This is a genomic window from Agromyces sp. MMS24-K17, assembly GCF_043950245.1.
In the GTDB taxonomy this organism is placed as follows: Bacteria; Actinomycetota; Actinomycetes; order Actinomycetales; family Microbacteriaceae; genus Agromyces.
Genome location: NZ_CP171640.1, coordinates 4028453 through 4043833 on the forward strand (window position 1 = coordinate 4028453; position 15381 = coordinate 4043833).

Below are 15381 nucleotides of genomic sequence, written 5' to 3' on the forward strand. Positions count from 1 at the left end.
TCCTCCGAATTTCATCGATGAAACAGGATGACCGTAGAAGGCGCGGTGTCCGGGTGTCAAGCGCCGAAGGCCGTCTGGGTGATTCCGCGTGGATGGCTTGACGAAACCCTTTTCTGTCGGCAGTATCTCGTCGTGGAAGCCCCGCTCGCTCGAATTTCATCGATGAAATCGAGCGCGGCGGCGGCACCACCCCCACCAAGTCGAGAGAGGCGAAGAGCAATGAAGCACGATCGTCGGCGGCGGGCCACGGCCCTGGTCGCCATCGGAGGGGCCGCGGCCCTCGTCCTGAGCGGCTGCGCCGCCGGCGGCGAATCCTCGGGCGACACGGTCCTCACCGTCTGGCACTACTACAACACCGACGGCCAGGTCGAGGCGCTCGAGCAGTTGGCCGCCGGCTTCGAGGCCGACCACGAGGGCGTCGACGTGCAGTTCGAGTACGTCCCCGTCGAGCAGTTCACCACCAAGGCCGTCACCGCGGCCGGCTCCAAGACCGGGCCCGACGTGCTCGTGTTCGGCGCCTCCGGCACCTACCCGCTCGCCGAATCGGGCGCCATCGAGTCGATGGAGGACTGGTGGTCGGAGTACCCCGACGCCGGCCAGTTCCCCGACGGCGTGCTGCAGCGCGTCGACGGCGAGCTCTACGGCGTCCAGGGCTACGTGAACCTGCTCGGCCTCTGGGTCAACGACGACCTGCTCGACGAGCTCGGCGCCGACGTGCCCACCACCACCGAGGAGCTCGAGGCGGTCATGCAGTCGGCCGTCGACGCCGGCAAGCAGGGCATCACCCTCACCGGCAAGCCCGGCCTCGAGAGCCAGTGGCAGGGCTTCCCGTGGTTCACCTCGCACGGCTTCTCGTACGGCGACCCGCAGGCGGCGCCCATGGCCGACACCTACGCGATGCTGCAGGACTGGGTCGCGAAGGGCTACCTGTCGCGCGAGGCCGTGACGTGGGACCAGGCCGTGCCGTTCCAGGTGTTCGCGTCCGGGGCATCCGCCTTCGCCGTCAACGGCAACTGGCAGGTCGCCGCGGCCAAGGAGGCCGACTTCGGCTACAGCGTCGCGCCCCTGCCCATCACCGACGACGGCGGCGTGCTGCTCGGCGGCGAGGTGCAGAACGTCGGCGCCTTCTCGAAGCACAAGGACCTCGCGAAGCAGTTCCTCGAGGAGACGTTCTTCTCGGTCGACGGCGAGCTGACCCTGCTCGACACGTTCGGGTCGATCCCGGCCCGCGCCGATGCGGCGTCGTCGTCGAAGATCGGGGACGACCCCATCCTGAGCGTGTTCGCCGACATCGTGCAGCAGCAGGGCCGGCCGTCGCCGAGCCCCGAGGTGCCGTCGAAGAACGTGAACGACGTCGAGGTGCTCGTCGGCAATTACTGGAGCAAGGCCATCGCCGGCGACGGCTCGCCCGACCAGCTCGCCGACGAACTGCTCGACCAGCTCGTGCCGCTGCTGAAGGGCTGAGGCCGATCGCGTGACCACCACCAGCTCCTCCGGCACCGTGCCGGCCGAGCGCATCCGTTCGCCGCGCACCCCCTCCGCGTCGGGCCACCCGGCCCGCGCGGGGCGGGGGCGCGGCGCCCGGCTGCCGGCCGCACGGCGCAGCGGCGCCTCGCGCTCGCGCTCCCCGCCGCCGCGCTCCTGGCCGCCCTCGCGGTGTGGCCGCTCGTGCAGCTCGGTTCGATGAGCCTGCACGACGTGACCGCCGCGACCCTCAACTCCCCCTGGCCGTTCGTCGGCCTCGACAACTACGCCGAGCTGTTCGCCTCGCCCGAGTTCCTCCGGGTCGTCGGCAATACGCTCGCGTTCGTCGTGATCGTCACCGGCCTCGGCATGGTCGGCGGGTTCGCGGTCGCGATCGCGGTGTCGTCGCGGACCCGCGGCGCGTCGTTCCTCCTCGGCATGATGGTGTTCGTCTGGGCCCTGCCGCCGGTGGTGAACGGCTCGATCTGGAAGTTCCTGCTCGGCGAGCACGGCCTGCTCAACGAGGCCCTGAAGGGCTCGGGCGCCGCGACCACCGGCGTCGGGTTCCTGTTCGACCCGGCACTGGCGCTCTGGTCGGTTGCGCTCGTGAACGCGTGGGCGGTCATCCCGTTCAACGCGCTGATCTTCCGGGCGTCGCTGCTCAGCATCGACGACTCGATCCTGGAGGCCGCCGAGATCGACGGCGCGGGCCCCTGGCAGCGCATCCGCCACGTGCTGCTCCCGCACGCCCGCCCGGCGGCGACGGTGCTCACGATCCTCACGGTCGTGTACGCGTTCCGCAGCTTCGACTTCATCTACGTCATGACCTCGGGCGGCCCCGGCACGTCGTCGACGACGCTGCCGTACCTGGCGTACGTCGAGGCGTTCGTCACGCTCGACTACGGCTCGGGTGCGGCGACCGCGCTGCTGGCCCTCGCGGTCGTGCTGGTCCTGGCCCTGTTGTACGCCCGCGACGTGCGTCGCAACGAGGAGGTGTGAGCGGGATGTCCCTCCGTCGACGTCGCGAGCCCGTGGCCTTCGGGTTCCGCATCGTGCTGTACCTGCTGTACGGCCTGCCGCTGCTCTGGATCGTGCTGACCTCGCTGAAGAGCCAGCGCGAGGTGCTCACCTCCCAGGCCTCCCTGTTCTTCACGCCCACGTTCGACGCGTACGCGGCGGCCCTCGCCGACCCGGCGCTCGGCTCGTCGCTCAGCCAGTCGGTGATCATCAGCGTCGGCACGACGGTCGTCTGCCTGGCGTTCGCGATCCCCGCGGCGTACGCGCTCGCCCGGGTGGGCACCCGGATCGTGCTGGTCGCGCTCGCGCTGCTCGTGATCCTCCAGATGATCCCGCAGACGGCGAACCTCATCCCGCTGTTCTGGCTGCTCGGCCAGTGGGGCCTGCTCGACACGAACCTCGGGCTCATCCTCGCCGACGCGACGATGTTCCTGCCGTGGGCGATCCTGCTGCTGCGCCCGTTCTTCGGCGCCATCCCGCCGTCGATCGAGGAGGCGGCGCTCGTCGACGGCGCTCGCACGCTGCGGTCGTTCTTCTCGGTCGCGCTGCCGCTCGCCCGCAACGGGGTGTTCACCGTGTCGGCGATCATCTTCCTGGTGTCGTGGGGCGAGTTCCTCTACGGCATCACGTTCATGCTGACGCCGTCGCACTACCCGATGAGCGCGCTCATCGCGGTGCAGTCGGGCGCCTACGGCGTGGACTGGCCGTCGATGATGGCGTTCGCGGTGATCTCGGCCGCGCCGGTGTTCGTGGTGTACGTCGCGAGCTATCGCCTGCTGCAGACCGGCCTCACGATGGGGGCCGTGAAGTAGCGCCCCGACGATACGCTGGTCGGATGCCGCGCCCCGACCCGTCTCGCACCGCATAGGGGGGCCGACATGGAGCGGATCCTCCCCGGCGTGCTCGCCCTCGTGGTCGGAGCGGGCGTGGTCGTGCTCGCGTTCGTGCCGATCCTCGCGCTCAGCTATCGGCGGCGCGGCGGGTTCTCGACCGGGCGCCTGCTGCTGTGGCTCGCGCTCATCGTCTACCTCATGGGCATCTGGGCGTACACGCTGACGCCGATCCCGGATTCGATGGACTTCCGCTGCGCCGGCGTCGAGCTCGACCCGCTCGCCGGGTTCGCCGAGGTGCTCGAGACGCGCACCGGCTGGAACGTGCTCGGCAACGCCGCGTTCCAGCAGCTCGCGTTCAACGTGCTGCTGTTCCTGCCGCTCGGCGCCTTCGTCGTGCTGCTGTCGCGCCGCGGCGTGGGCACGGCGACGGTCGCCGGCCTCGGCGTGTCGCTCGTCGTCGAGGTGACGCAGGTCACCGGCGTGTGGGGCGTCTTCCCCTGCCCGTACCGGGTCTTCGACACGGGCGACCTGCTGACGAACACGCTCGGCGCCGCACTCGGCGGCCTCCTCGTGCTGCCGTTGCGACGCCGGGTCGGGGCATCCGCTCCCGACCGGGTGACCGCGGGGCGACGCCTGCTCGGCATGGTCGCCGACCTGCTCATCGTGATCCTCGTGGGCGGCGGCGTGGGCATCGCCGTGCAGCTCGCCGGCCGCGTGCTCGACGTCGAGGTACCGGCGCTCGTCGCAGGCTGGGCGGGCACGCTCGTCGCCTTCGCGGTGCAGGCGGTGTCGGTGCTGGCCACCGGGTCGACCGTGGGCGAGCACGTCGTGCTGCTGCGCGGGCGCCCGTCTCGGTTGCCGGTCGCGCTCGCTCGGCCGATCCGGCTGCTGGTCGGCATCGGCGGGTACACGCTCCTCACGCAGTCCGACCTCGTGTTCTTCGGCACGGTGCTCGGCGTGGCATCCGTCATCGCCGTGTTCCCGAGCCGGGGGCACCGCGGACTCGCGGCGATGGCCGCCGGCATGGAGGTCGAGATCGCCGCACGCCCTCAGCCGAGCGAGACCTCGGAGACGTCGGGCGCGCCCGGCGCGCGGTGATCGCCGAATCGGGCCCAGGTGAGCCGGATGCGCACGACCACGACGCCACCGCCGCGAACCGACCGCTCGAACTGCGGGAACGCGTCGAGGTACGCCGCGATGCAGCGCTCGAGCTCGTCGCCCTCGGGGAGGTCGGCGACGCCCTCGGCCTGCAGGGTCGTCCCGCCCTCGCCGCCCACGACGACGGCGATACGGCCGTCGGCGCGGAGGTTCGCGACCTTCCGGGAGTCGGGCTTCGCGTCGAACACGAGCTCGCCGCGGTCGGTCGCGGTGATCGACAGGAACGCGGCCTCGGGCGCGCCGCCCGGGCTCACGGTCGCGACGACGCCGTGTCGCTCGGCGCGCACGTGCTCGATGAGTCCGGCCAGGTCCATGCGGTCAGCGTAGCGAGCGTGGTTTCGACAGGCTCAACCACCGGAGGCGGTGGTTGAGCCTGTCGAAACCACCGGAGGCGGACGACTACCCACCGGGGGCGGATGCCTCGAGCCGGGCGATCCTCGCGCGCGCGTTGCGCTCGCTCGGCGAGTCGGGCCCGAACAGCAGCAGCCCGCCGAGCAGCGCCCGGGTGGCGGTGATCGCCGGCCACCAGGGGCGGCGCAGGCCCAGGAGCTCCCGCACCCGCGGGTCGAGCGACGCGACCGCCCCGCCGAACACGATCGGGTAGAGCAGCCGCATCGTGCCGGGCACGCCGGGCTTCCGGAGGAACCGCACCGCCGTGCGCACCCGGTCGTCGACCTTCGCCTCGGCGAGGAAGCCGTCGAGCTCGGCGCGGAGCGCCGCCACGGTCTCGGGCGGATCGTCGACGCCCATGAGCCGGCCGGCCTGCGCCCATTCGCGCACGAACGCGTCGGATCCGCGCGGGATCGCCCCGCCGAACACCTCGTGCGCCCCGACGAACGCCTCCGTGAACGCGTCGTGCACCCAGCGCAGCAGGTGCGGGTCGTTCGCCGAGTAGGGGCGCTCCGCGCCCGAGGCATCCTCGTACGTCCCCTGGATGCGACCGTGCAGCCGGGTGACCGCGGCCGCCGCGGCGGTGGCCGCCCGCCGGTCGCCGAAGGTGGTCGTCGCGACCCAGCGCACGGTGCCGTCGAGGCGGCCCAGCGGGTCCTCGGCGTACCGCGAGAAGTCGTGCACCCCGGCCATCGCGCCCGGGTGCAGCGTCTGCAGCAGGAGCGCGCGGATCCCGGCGACGAGCGTCGACGGCGACCCGATCACGGCCCAGGCGGCGCTGCCGGGCCCGAAGAACCCGGCGTCGTCGCCCTCGAGGAGGGCGGCCGTCCAGGCGGGGCCGGCGCCGCGCGGCCGGTGGCCGGGGCGCCAGCGCTCGTCGGCCGGCGAGCCGGGCGCGGTGCGCACCCGGCTCGCCCGAGGCATCCCGCCCGCCTGCTCCGCTCCCGCGCCGGCCATCCCCCGACGCTACCCCGCGCTCAGGGCACGCGGTACCCGGCGGCGCGGAACAGCTCGTACCACTCCGCGCGGGTCAGCGGGAGGTCGGAGCCCTTTGCGGCGTCCGCGACCCGCTCGGGCGTGGTGGTGCCGAGCACGACCTGCATCCCGGCCGGGTGTCGCGTGATCCACGCGGTCGCGATGGCGATCGGCGGCACGTCGTAGGCGGCGGCGAGCCGGTCGATGACGGCGTTCAGCTCGGGGTACTCGGGCGAGCCGAGGAACACGCCGGTGAAGAACCCGGCCTGGAACGGCGACCACGCCTGGATGGTGATGTCGTGCAGGCGGCAGTAGTCGACGATGCCGCTGTCGAGGCTGATCGACTGCTCGACGCCCTGCATGTTCGCCGCGACGCCCTGCGCGATGATCGGCGCATGCGTGATCGACAGCTGCAGCTGGTTCGCGACGATCGGCTGGCGCACCGACTTCTTCAGCAGGTCGATCTGGGCGGGCGTGTGGTTCGAGACGCCGAAGGCGCGCACCTTGCCGGATGCCTCGAGCTCGTCGAAGGCCCGGGCGACCTCGTCGGGCTCGACCAGCGCGTCGGGCCGGTGCAGCAGCAGGATGTCGAGGTAGTCGGTGCCGAGCGCCTGGAGCGACCCCTCGACCGACTCGACGAGGTGCTCGTACGAGAAGTCGAAGTACGGGCCGGGGCCGACGATGCCGGCCTTCGACTGGAGGGTGATCTCGGCGCGCTCCGACGGGGTGAGCCGGAGCGCCTCGGCGAACCGGCGCTCGCTGCCGTGGAGCGTCTGGCCGTAGATGTCGGCGTGGTCGAAGAAGTCGATGCCGGCGTCGCGCGCGGTTCCGACGAGGGTGCGGACCGCGTCGTCGGACATCCCGTCGATGCGCATGAGGCCGAGGGTGACGTTGGGGACGGGCCGGCCGGTCGGGCCGAGGGGCACGCGCTTCATCGTGCGGTTCCTTCCGATGGGAGTGGGGTTGCGTGTTCACGGTACGCACGGCGATGCTAGAAGTCCAACAACTATCGGTCATGTGATTCAGAAGCGGAGCGGATGAATGGACCTTCGCCAGATGGAGTACCTCGTCACCCTCGCCGACGAGGAGCAGTTCACCCGGGCCGCCGCCGTCTGCGGCGTGTCGCAGTCCGGCCTGTCCGCGGCCATCCGCGGCCTCGAGGACGAGCTCGGCACGCCGCTGTTCACCCGCACCACCCGCCGCGTTCGAGCCGACCGAGGCCGGGCGTGCGCTCCTCCCCCACGCCCGCACGATGCTCGCCCAGGCCGCCGCCGCGCGCGACGCCGTCGTGCGTGCCACCCACGAGCCCACCGGGAGCCTCCGCGTCGGCGCCGAGCAGTGCCTCGGCTTCGTCGACGTCGTCGGGCTGCTCGAACGCGCGCACCGGCGCTACCCGCTGGTCGACCTCGAGTTCACCCAGGCCGGGTCGCACGAGCTCGCCGCCCGGGTACGCGACGGCAGCCTCGACCTCGCGTTCGTCGCGACGAGCGACCACCTCGGCCGGCTCACCCGCGTCGAGCTCGGTCGGCGCCCGCTCGTGCTGTTGCTCCCGCCGGGACATCCGCTCGCCGTGCGCGAAGCGGGGCGCGAGGGCGGGCGCGACGCCGGCCGCGCCCCCGGCGGCCAGGCCGAGTGGGCCGACCTGCGCGACCAGGACTTCGTCGACTTCCACCCGTCGTGGGCGATCCGGTCGCTGAACGACGAGGCGCTCGCCGCGCACGGCGTCACCCGCCGGGTGCGCTCGACCGTCGACGACGTGCACACGCTGCTCGACCTCGTGCACCGCGGGTTCGGCCTGGCGCTCGTGCCGCAGCACGTCGCGGCGAAGCCGCAGGCGGCCGGGCTCGTCACGCTCGCGCTGCCGGCGTCGGCACCGCAGTGGGTCGTCTCGGCGGTGACCGGAGGCCCGGCCGAGGCATCCGCATCGCTCCTGCTCGACCTGCTCGACGCGGGGGCGGCCGCGGCGGCCTGAGCGCGACCGCGACGCGACCGCACTCGCGACGCCACGCCGGCCCGCGGACCGCGGCCGTCAGACCGGCCGCACCGGCTGTCGGAGCACCGTCTTCAGCTTCTCGGGCGCGGTGCGTCGGGCGTCGCTCAGGTAGATCTCGTGGTGGTCGCCGTTGAAGGTGAGCCCGCGGGCGGGCATCCACTCGTCGTGGAGCCGGGCGAGGGTCGGCGCCTCGTCGTCGTACGAGCCGACGTGCAGCACCTGCGCCGAGCGGCCCTCGTGCAGGTGGAGCAGGCGCAGTGCATCGACCGCGGCGCTCGGCCGCTTCGCGCGCACCTGCTCGACGGCGGCGGCGACGAGTGCCTCGTCGATCCAGTCGGGCTGGGCGATGAGCATGGTCCAACTCCAGGCCGACTTGTCGCGGGCGACGAAGGTCGCCGGGTCGTCGGCGCGCCAGAGCCCTTCGAGCGGGGCGACCACGAGGTCGCGGCCGAGCTCGCGCTTGCTGCGGAACTTCAGCGCGTACGCGACGCCGTAGAGCGCCTCGATCGCCTCCGCGTACGCGGGACTCGTGTTCGGGTCGCCGTGCCCGTCGACCGCGAGGTACCGCATGGGCGGCACGTCGACCTCGACGAAGTCGCGCCGCGGCGGCGCGTACAGCTCGCGGTGCCCGCGTTTCACGTCGTACTTCTCGGCGCCTGCGCCGGCGGTGCTCGCCGTACCTCGGGCGCCCGCCGTGCCTGCCGCGCCCGCCGTGCCTGCCGCGCCCGCCGTGCCTGCGTCATCCGCCGCCATGCCGCCTCGCTTCCCTCGCCCGTGCGCCCGAGGGTACGGGCTACGGCCGACACCCGTCGGCCGCACCGGCGCCCCCGGCCATCAGGCCGTCGGCACCGCCGCCGTGTTCGTCGCGACCGCCCGCCGCCCCGGAAGGTTCGCCACGACCACCGCGGCCACGCCGATGAGCACGATCGCCGGCGCGCCCACGTCGAGCGCCGCCTGCAGGCCCGCCGAGGTCGCCACGGCGCCGAGGCCGAGCGCGGCGGCGGCCTGGAACAGGTAGGCCACGACGTACGCCGCCGAGATGACCGCGGCCCGCTCGTGCACCGGCGCGCTGCCCGTGACGAGCCCGAGTCCGCCCGAGAACATCAGGCTGTACCCGGCACCGGCCGCGATCGACGCGCCGAGGAACGCGGGCAGCGAGTGCGCGAGGCCGGCGACGATGAGCAGCCCGAGGCCGCCCGCGAGGAACACCGGCCCGACGCTGACCGCGACCCTCGGCCGCAACCCGCGTGCGGCGATCGCCACGACGCCGATGACCACCGCCGAGACCGCGAGCACGAGGCCATCGACGAACACGTCGTCGGAGTGCACGAGGTCGCGCGCGACCTGCGCGCCGAGCGCGAGGAAGATCGCGCCCATCGCGTAGGCGGCCGAGACGCCCAGCGTGCCGGCGACGAACGGGGCCCGTTCCTCGCGCGGCATCCTCGGCAGGCGCGGACGCCACGGGCCGGATGCCTCGTCGCGCGTGTGCCGCGGCAGCGCGAAGGCGAACGCCCCGACGAGGAGCGTCACCGCGGTGAGCACCCAGAAGGTGAGGTGGAGCGGGATCGGCGCGTACTGCACGAGCGCGCCGCCGACGATCGTGGCGAGCGCTAGCCCGGTGGCCGTGGCCGCGGTCGTGGTGGAGCTCGCGCGCCGCGCCCCGTCGGGTCCGCCGAACTCGACCATGGCGGCGGTCGCCGGGCTGAGCGCGAGTCCGACGCCGAGCCCCATGAACGCACGCCCGATGAAGACCCAGAGCAGGTCGGGCGCGAGCCCGAACGCGATGGAGCCGACGGCGAGGGCGCCGATGCCGAGGAGGATCACGGCCCGCCGGCCGATGACGTCGGAGAGGTTGCCGAAGACGATGAGCACCGGCACGAGCACGAGCGGGTAGATCGCGAAGATCGCCGTCGTGACGGCCGGGTCGACGCGCCATTCCGCGGCGTACAGCGGATAGACGACGGTGGGCGCGCCGCTCGCCCAGAGTGCCAGCCCGGCCACGGCCGCGGCGGTCCAGAAGCTTCCCCGTGTGCTGAGGGTCATCCCGCGCACCTTCCTACCTGAATTGGAAACACCAAGCTAGCAGACTGAATACGAGATTCCTACCCAGGGAGGTAGAATGTCCGCATGCCCGCCACCGACCCCGCCGACGAACGCTGCTCCATCGCGCGCAGCCTCGACGTCCTCGGGCAGAAGTGGTCGCTGCTGATCGTGCGCGAGGCGTTCCGCGGGCACACCCGCTTCGCCGAGTTCCGCACCGAGCTCGGCGTCGCCCCCGACGTGCTCACCGACCGCCTCGGCCGGCTGGTCGACGCCGGCGTGCTCGAACGGCGCCCCTACCGCGAGGCCGGCGAGCGCGAGCGCGAGGAGTACGTGCTCACCGACGTCGGGCGCGCGCTCCGCCCCGTGCTCGCCGCGATCACCGAGTGGGGCGACCACCACCGGCCGAGCGGCCACGGGCCGGCGTCGGTCTACACGTCGCGCGACACCGGGCGGCCCGTGCACCTCGCCTTCCTCGACGACGCGGGCAACCGGGTCGACGCGGCCGACGTGGTCTCGGTGCGCGGGCCGGGCGCCCGCGCCACCGACTCGGCCGGCGCCTGAAGGTCATCGACACGAAACGTCCTCGCAAGGCAACCCACAGCGGGCACCGAGGCATCCGCCCTACGCTGGGGCGATGCTGACGATCAGCTACAACCTCCGGAAGCACCGCGCCATCTCCGAGCTCGCGGCGCTCGATGCGCAGTACTCGCCCGACGTCCTCTGCCTGCAGGAGGCCGACACGAGCGACCTCGCCGAGCACGTCGGACGCCTCCAACTCGCCCACTCGACGACCGGCAACCGACTCGGGCTCGCGATGTACTACCGGCCCGACCGCTTCGAGCCACGAGCCATCCGCGCGTTCGCGCTGAAGAAGTCGCTGCACGATCGCGTGCTGCGCCCGGCGCACGAGCGCCTGCTCGGCGCACGCCTCGTCGACCTGACGCACGACCGGGAGGTGATCGTCGCGTCGTTCCACGCGGCGCCGCTGACCGCGCTGAACTCGCTGCGCCGGCACCAGATCCGCACGGCGCTCGGCGAACTGCAGTTCCTCGGCCCGGGCCTGCCGACGCTCATGGTCGGCGACTACAACTATCCGGTCTTCAAGGAGAACCTCGCCGAGAAGGTGCGCGAGGCCGGCTACGACCTGACCCTCAGCGACAGCCGCACCTACACGCGCTACAAGTTCTTCCGCGGCCACTTCGACCTGGCAACGAGCGCGGGCCTCGAGATGCGCAGCGTTCGCACGCTGCCGCGCGGGTCGAGCGACCACCTGCCGATCCTGGTCGACGCGCACTACTCCGACCTGCGCGCAGAAGACGAGATCGACGTCGTGATCTGACGCGGGCCGCCGCGCGGCAGCCGCGCCCGCGCCCGCGCCCGCGCCCGCGCGCCGGCGAGTGTCCAGTTCCTGCCGATCCCGCCGCGGAGAACCCGCCGGAACTGGACAGTCGCGGGCCCCGCATCGCCTGGGAATCGGCCGATCGGCCGAGGCGGTCGGACCGTCCGGCCGATGCATCCGCAGTCACCGCCCCGCGAGCATCGAGGCATGACCTCGATCCCGGCGGCACCGGCCGCACCACACGCTCGGCCCGCCAGGCGGCACCGCGGATGGCTCGCCCCGACGGGCCTCATCCTCCTCAGCCTCGTCCCGGTGCTCGCCGGTTCGATGCGCCTCTCGCAGCTCGCGGGCGGCGCGACCGTCACCGCCGAGAACGCGCGCTTCTTCGACTCCCCCGTGCCGGTGATCCTGCACATCGTCGGGTCGACCGTGTTCCTCGTGCTGGGAGCGCTGCAGTTCGCGCCCGGGCTGCGCCGCCGCCGCTGGCATCGCCTCGCGGGTCGGGTCGTCGCGCCGGCCGGCCTGGTCTCGGCGGGATCGGCGCTCTGGATGACGCTCTTCTACGACGTGCCCGCCGTGAACGGCCCGGCGATGTTCGTGATGCGGCTCGGCTTCGGCACCGCGATGGCGGCGGGCATCGTGGTCGCGTTCGTCGCGATCCGCCGCGGCGACGTCGTCACGCACAGCGCGTGGATGACCCGCGCCTACGCGATCGGCCTCGGCGCGGGCACCCAGGTCTTCACGTTCCTGCCGTGGACGCTCGCGCTCGGGGCGCCCGGCGAGGCGATGCACGCGGTGCTCATGGGGGCCGGCTGGGTGATCAACCTCGCGGTCGCGGAGTTCGTCATCCGGCGCCGGGCGCGGAACACGCGCCGCGGAGCCCCGGTCGGGGCTCGTCCGTCCGGCCGATCCGCCGCCCCCGATGCGCTCCTATCATGAGGGCATGACGAGCCCCCTGCGTGCGCTGTGGCACGCCCCGGCCGCCGTCCCGGCGCCGCCGCGGCGGGTCTGGCGCGACTGGGTGCTCGTCGGCGCGCTGCCGCTGGTCGCCCTCCTCGAGGCGGCGACGCGAACGGATGTCCCGTCGCGGTGGTTCTGGGCGATCGTCCTGATCGCACTCGTGCCCACCCTGCTGTGGCGTCGCACCCGTCCGTTCACGATGCTCGCGATCGCCTTCGGCGCCGGCACGGCGTGCAGCGTGGTCGTCGGCGCGGAGTCGCCGCTGTTCACGACGGCGTACTTCCTGGTGCTCGTGTACGCCGTGATGCGGTGGGGGTCGGGCCGGGCGATGCTCGGCGGCGGCGCCCTCGTCATCGCCGGCACCCTCCTCTCCCTGGTGTTCGAGTCGCCGACGCCGGGCGACGTGATCGGCGGCATCGCCGTCGTCGTGACGACGTGCACGCTCGGCGTCGCGTTCCGTTGGCGGGCGGGCGCCCGGGCGCGCGAGCTCGACCGGATCCGGCTGCTCGAGCGCGAACGCCTCGCCCGCGACCTGCACGACACGGTCGCGCACCACGTGTCGGCGATCGCCGTGCAGGCGCAGGCCGGCACGATCGTCGCCCCGGCCGATCCGGCCGCCGCGGCCGAAGTGCTCCGGGTGATCGAGGGCGAGGCGGCGCGCACCCTCGACGAGATGCGCGCGATGGTGCGGGTGCTGCGCCGCGACGAGTCGGATGCCACGGGCGCCGCAGGCGCCCCCGAGGTCGCGCCGACACCGGGCCTGGACGACGTGCGGCGGCTCGCCGCTCCGGATGCCACGCCCCGCGTCGACGTGGTGGTCGAGGTCGCCGGCGAGGCATCCGGTTCGGGCTCCGATGCGCTGCCGCCCGCGGTCGCGGCCGCCGTGTTCCGCATCGCGCAGGAGGCGGTGACGAACGCGCGCCGGCACGCCCGCGACGCGACGAGGATCGCCGTGCGGGTCGGGGTCGACGCGGCGGGCGTGCGGCTCCAGGTCCGCGACGACGGCACCACAGCGGCGCCCGCCGGCCCCGAGGCATCCGCATCGACCGGGGCATCCGGCTACGGCCTCACCGGCATGGCCGAGCGCGCCGCGCTGCTCGGCGGCACCTGCACGGCGGGCCCGGCGCCCGACGGCGGGTGGGCCGTCGTCGCCGTGCTGCCCCGGGCAGGATGGGCGGGGTGACCACCCGCATCCTCATCGCCGACGATCAGGAGCTCGTGCGCACGGGCCTCCGGCTGATCCTCGACGCCCAGCCCGACCTCGAGGTCGTCGCCGAGGCGGCCGACGGCGCGCAGGCCGTGGCGCTGGCGCGCAGCATCCGGCCGGATGTCTGCCTGATGGACATCCGCATGCCCGTGCTCGACGGCCTCGAGGCGACCCGCCGACTCGCGGGGCCCGAGGTGGCCGACCCGATCCCGGTCGTCGTGATCACGACGTTCGACCTCGACGAGTACGTGTACGACGCGCTGCGGTCGGGGGCGCGCGGGTTCCTGCTGAAGCATGCCGGAGCGGCCCTCCTCGCCGAGGCCGTGCGAGCGGCGGCTCGCGGCGATGCCCTCATCGACCCGAACGTGACCGTGCGGCTCATCGAGACGTTCGCCGGCACCGCGCCGGCGCCGCCCGTCGAGCCGTCGTCGCCGCTGACCGCGCGCGAGGAGGACGTGCTCGCAGCCGTGGCCCGCGGCCTCGGCAACACCGAGATCGGCGCCGAGCTGCACGTCTCGCTCAGCACCGTGAAGACGCACCTCGCGAGCCTGATGACGAAGCTCGGCGCCCGCAACCGCGTCGAGCTCGCCATCTGGGCGCACGAGCGCGGCCGTCGCTGACCCCGCCTACCCCGCGATCGCCGCCTGGACGACGCCGATGACCGTCGGCTCCTGGTCGACCTCGGGCGTGAAGCCGAGCCGCACCACCACGACCCCCTCCGAGGGCACCACGATCATCTCCTGGCCGTCGTGCCCGTTCGCCGAGAACGCGTCGGCGGGCAGCGTCGGCCAGCGCAGGCTGCCGTCGGGCTGCGTGTTGACGCGCCAGCCCAGTCCGTACCCGGGGTCGTCGGTCGCGTCGGTGGGCTCCACGGTGAGGCTCCGCTGCATCCACTCGGGCGGCAGCAGTTGTTCGCCGTTCCACGCGCCGCCCTGCAGCGCGAACTGGCCGATCGCCGCCCAGTCGCGCGGGCTCGCCCAGAGGTAGGACGAGCAGACGGGCGTGCCGGATGCGTCGGGCTCCCACACGGCGGTCGTGAGGCCGAGCGGCCCGAGCAGGGTCTGCCTCGGCAGGTCGGCGCCGAGGCCGGTGCGCTCGGCGAGCACCGAGCAGAGCAGGGTCGTCGACCCGCTCGAGTACTGCTGCACGGTCCCCGGCTCATGCGCGAGGGGCTGGCTCGCCACGTACGCGCCCATGTCGGGCTCGAGGTACAGCATGCGCGTGATCGGGGTGCCGAGGTCGTACGTCTCGTCCCACTGCAGCCCGCTCGTCATGCGCAGCAGCTGGTCGACGGTGATGCCGGCGCGTCCGTCGGTCCAGTCGGCCACGAGGTGGTCCTCCTCGAGCGACACCGCGCCCTGCTGGGCGAGCACGCCGACCATGAGCGAGGCGACGCTCTTCGACATCGACCAGCCGAGCTGCGGGGTCGCCTGGTCGAACCCCTCCGCGTAGCGTTCGCCGACGAGCGCGCCGTTGCGCAGCACCACGATGCCGCGGGTGCCGAGCGCCTCGGCACCGGCCTGGTCGAGGTCGTCGCCGAAGGCGAGCGCGATCGCCCCGTCGATCGCCGGGTCGGCGGCGGGAGCCGGGGCATCCGCGTACGGGTTCGCGCCCGCCTCGATCGCGGTCGCCTCGCCGAGATCGGGCCGTTCGCCCGCGAGGGTGCAGCCGAAGCCCTCGGCGTACCAGGCCTGCTGGCGCGCGAGCACCCCGAGCAGGGTGCCGTTGGTCGGATCGCCGGCGCCGTCGACGCGCAGGTACGGCACGAGCGGATTGGGCGGAAGGTCGGTCTCGGGGTCGTCGCGCCCGGCGACCTCGGTGACGGCGCAGGCGTTGTGGGCGGCGTAGCCGGTTCCGGTGAGGAGCAGGGGGCGCTGCCACCAGTAGACCGCCACGACGCCGACGATGGCGACGAGGACGACGGCGGCCAGGACGAGGAGGATCCGACGGAGGATGCGCACGAGCGGATCGTAGCAAGCGGATGTCCCGCCCCGGCTCCGGC

Annotated in this window: 16 protein-coding genes and 1 pseudogene; 11 read left to right on the top strand and 6 right to left on the bottom strand. The window is 73.4% G+C overall.

Annotation, left to right across the window (positions count from 1 at the left end; genetic code table 11):
• Positions 1-219 precede the first annotated feature (219 nt).
• The 4 genes from ACGGZK_RS18425 to ACGGZK_RS18440 all read left to right on the top strand — a co-directional run bounded on the left by ACGGZK_RS18425 (position 220) and on the right by ACGGZK_RS18440 (position 4412).
• The gene (locus tag ACGGZK_RS18425; protein WP_395244074.1) at positions 220-1464 is read left to right on the top strand and encodes an extracellular solute-binding protein; all 1245 of its coding nucleotides are present in this window, start codon (positions 220-222) and stop codon (positions 1462-1464) included.
• 234 nt (positions 1465-1698) lie between these two features.
• A complete protein-coding gene (locus ACGGZK_RS18430; protein ID WP_395244075.1) occupies positions 1699-2463 on the top strand; it encodes a carbohydrate ABC transporter permease in 765 nt (254 codons plus the stop codon).
• Positions 2464-2468: 5 nt separating this feature from the next.
• Positions 2469-3293: a carbohydrate ABC transporter permease gene (locus tag ACGGZK_RS18435; protein WP_395244076.1), complete on the top strand. Its 825-nt coding sequence runs from the start codon at positions 2469-2471 to the stop codon at positions 3291-3293.
• Between the two features lie 66 nt (positions 3294-3359).
• A complete protein-coding gene (locus ACGGZK_RS18440) occupies positions 3360-4412 on the top strand; it encodes a VanZ family protein (protein ID WP_395244077.1) in 1053 nt (350 codons plus the stop codon).
• Here the strand turns inward: ACGGZK_RS18440 and ACGGZK_RS18445 are convergent.
• The 3 genes from ACGGZK_RS18445 to ACGGZK_RS18455 all read right to left on the bottom strand — a co-directional run bounded on the left by ACGGZK_RS18445 (position 4364) and on the right by ACGGZK_RS18455 (position 6772).
• Positions 4364-4786, bottom strand: a complete 423-nt coding sequence (locus ACGGZK_RS18445; RefSeq protein ID WP_395244078.1) for a pyridoxamine 5'-phosphate oxidase family protein — start codon at positions 4784-4786, stop codon at positions 4364-4366. The genes ACGGZK_RS18440 and ACGGZK_RS18445 overlap by 49 nt on opposite strands.
• A gap of 85 nt (positions 4787-4871) precedes the next feature.
• Positions 4872-5819: an oxygenase MpaB family protein gene (locus tag ACGGZK_RS18450; protein ID WP_395244079.1), complete on the bottom strand. Its 948-nt coding sequence runs from the start codon at positions 5817-5819 to the stop codon at positions 4872-4874.
• A 20-nt stretch (positions 5820-5839) separates the two neighbouring features.
• Positions 5840-6772, bottom strand: coding sequence for an aldo/keto reductase family oxidoreductase (locus ACGGZK_RS18455; protein ID WP_395244080.1), 933 nt, complete (start codon positions 6770-6772; stop codon positions 5840-5842).
• Positions 6773-6893: 121 nt separating this feature from the next.
• Between ACGGZK_RS18455 and ACGGZK_RS18460 the strand changes: the two are divergent.
• Positions 6894-6986, top strand: a pseudogene (locus tag ACGGZK_RS18460) (LysR family transcriptional regulator); the annotation flags it as partial.
• A gap of 103 nt (positions 6987-7089) precedes the next feature.
• The gene (locus ACGGZK_RS18465; RefSeq protein ID WP_395244081.1) at positions 7090-7809 is read left to right on the top strand and encodes a LysR substrate-binding domain-containing protein; all 720 of its coding nucleotides are present in this window, start codon (positions 7090-7092) and stop codon (positions 7807-7809) included.
• Between the two features lie 57 nt (positions 7810-7866).
• On the opposite strand, the gene ACGGZK_RS18470 is transcribed toward ACGGZK_RS18465, so the two are convergent.
• Complete coding sequence (locus ACGGZK_RS18470) at positions 7867-8583, bottom strand: GyrI-like domain-containing protein (RefSeq protein WP_395244082.1); 717 nt, start codon at positions 8581-8583, stop codon at positions 7867-7869.
• A gap of 81 nt (positions 8584-8664) precedes the next feature.
• Positions 8665-9873 carry an MFS transporter gene (locus tag ACGGZK_RS18475; protein ID WP_395244083.1) on the bottom strand — a complete coding sequence of 403 codons (1209 nt, stop codon included), beginning with the start codon at positions 9871-9873 and terminating at the stop codon, positions 8665-8667.
• A gap of 84 nt (positions 9874-9957) precedes the next feature.
• Between ACGGZK_RS18475 and ACGGZK_RS18480 the strand changes: the two genes are divergently transcribed.
• From ACGGZK_RS18480 to ACGGZK_RS18500, 5 genes are all read left to right on the top strand, one after another.
• The gene (locus ACGGZK_RS18480) at positions 9958-10434 is read left to right on the top strand and encodes a winged helix-turn-helix transcriptional regulator (protein ID WP_395244084.1); all 477 of its coding nucleotides are present in this window, start codon (positions 9958-9960) and stop codon (positions 10432-10434) included.
• Between the two features lie 73 nt (positions 10435-10507).
• Positions 10508-11212, top strand: a complete 705-nt coding sequence (locus ACGGZK_RS18485; protein ID WP_395244085.1) for an endonuclease/exonuclease/phosphatase family protein — start codon at positions 10508-10510, stop codon at positions 11210-11212.
• 207 nt (positions 11213-11419) lie between these two features.
• Entirely contained in the window at positions 11420-12151 is a 732-nt protein-coding gene (locus tag ACGGZK_RS18490; protein ID WP_395244086.1) for a DUF2306 domain-containing protein, read from the top strand.
• A gap of 4 nt (positions 12152-12155) precedes the next feature.
• A complete protein-coding gene (locus tag ACGGZK_RS18495) occupies positions 12156-13355 on the top strand; it encodes a sensor histidine kinase (RefSeq protein ID WP_395244087.1) in 1200 nt (399 codons plus the stop codon).
• The gene (locus ACGGZK_RS18500; protein ID WP_395244088.1) at positions 13343-13999 is read left to right on the top strand and encodes a response regulator; all 657 of its coding nucleotides are present in this window, start codon (positions 13343-13345) and stop codon (positions 13997-13999) included. Before ACGGZK_RS18495 ends, ACGGZK_RS18500 begins: the two co-directional genes overlap by 13 nt.
• A 6-nt stretch (positions 14000-14005) precedes the next feature.
• Here ACGGZK_RS18500 and ACGGZK_RS18505 read toward each other — a convergent pair whose 3' ends face one another.
• The gene (locus tag ACGGZK_RS18505) at positions 14006-15340 is read right to left on the bottom strand and encodes a serine hydrolase domain-containing protein (RefSeq protein WP_395244089.1); all 1335 of its coding nucleotides are present in this window, start codon (positions 15338-15340) and stop codon (positions 14006-14008) included.
• Positions 15341-15381: the final 41 nt, after the last annotated feature.

Coding starts and splice junctions, on each gene's coding strand:
- ACGGZK_RS18425 (WP_395244074.1), top strand. CDS start 220: ATGAAGCACGATCGTCGGCGGCGGGCCACGGCCCTGGTCGCCATCGGA.
- ACGGZK_RS18435 (WP_395244076.1), top strand. CDS start 2,469: ATGTCCCTCCGTCGACGTCGCGAGCCCGTGGCCTTCGGGTTCCGCATC.
- ACGGZK_RS18440 (WP_395244077.1), top strand. CDS start 3,360: ATGGAGCGGATCCTCCCCGGCGTGCTCGCCCTCGTGGTCGGAGCGGGC.
- ACGGZK_RS18445 (WP_395244078.1), bottom strand. CDS start 4,786: ATGGACCTGGCCGGACTCATCGAGCACGTGCGCGCCGAGCGACACGGC.
- ACGGZK_RS18450 (WP_395244079.1), bottom strand. CDS start 5,819: ATGGCCGGCGCGGGAGCGGAGCAGGCGGGCGGGATGCCTCGGGCGAGC.
- ACGGZK_RS18455 (WP_395244080.1), bottom strand. CDS start 6,772: ATGAAGCGCGTGCCCCTCGGCCCGACCGGCCGGCCCGTCCCCAACGTC.
- ACGGZK_RS18465 (WP_395244081.1), top strand. CDS start 7,090: ATGCTCGCCCAGGCCGCCGCCGCGCGCGACGCCGTCGTGCGTGCCACC.
- ACGGZK_RS18470 (WP_395244082.1), bottom strand. CDS start 8,583: ATGGCGGCGGATGACGCAGGCACGGCGGGCGCGGCAGGCACGGCGGGC.
- ACGGZK_RS18475 (WP_395244083.1), bottom strand. CDS start 9,873: ATGACCCTCAGCACACGGGGAAGCTTCTGGACCGCCGCGGCCGTGGCC.
- ACGGZK_RS18480 (WP_395244084.1), top strand. CDS start 9,958: ATGCCCGCCACCGACCCCGCCGACGAACGCTGCTCCATCGCGCGCAGC.
- ACGGZK_RS18485 (WP_395244085.1), top strand. CDS start 10,508: ATGCTGACGATCAGCTACAACCTCCGGAAGCACCGCGCCATCTCCGAG.
- ACGGZK_RS18490 (WP_395244086.1), top strand. CDS start 11,420: ATGACCTCGATCCCGGCGGCACCGGCCGCACCACACGCTCGGCCCGCC.
- ACGGZK_RS18495 (WP_395244087.1), top strand. CDS start 12,156: ATGACGAGCCCCCTGCGTGCGCTGTGGCACGCCCCGGCCGCCGTCCCG.
- ACGGZK_RS18500 (WP_395244088.1), top strand. CDS start 13,343: ATGGGCGGGGTGACCACCCGCATCCTCATCGCCGACGATCAGGAGCTC.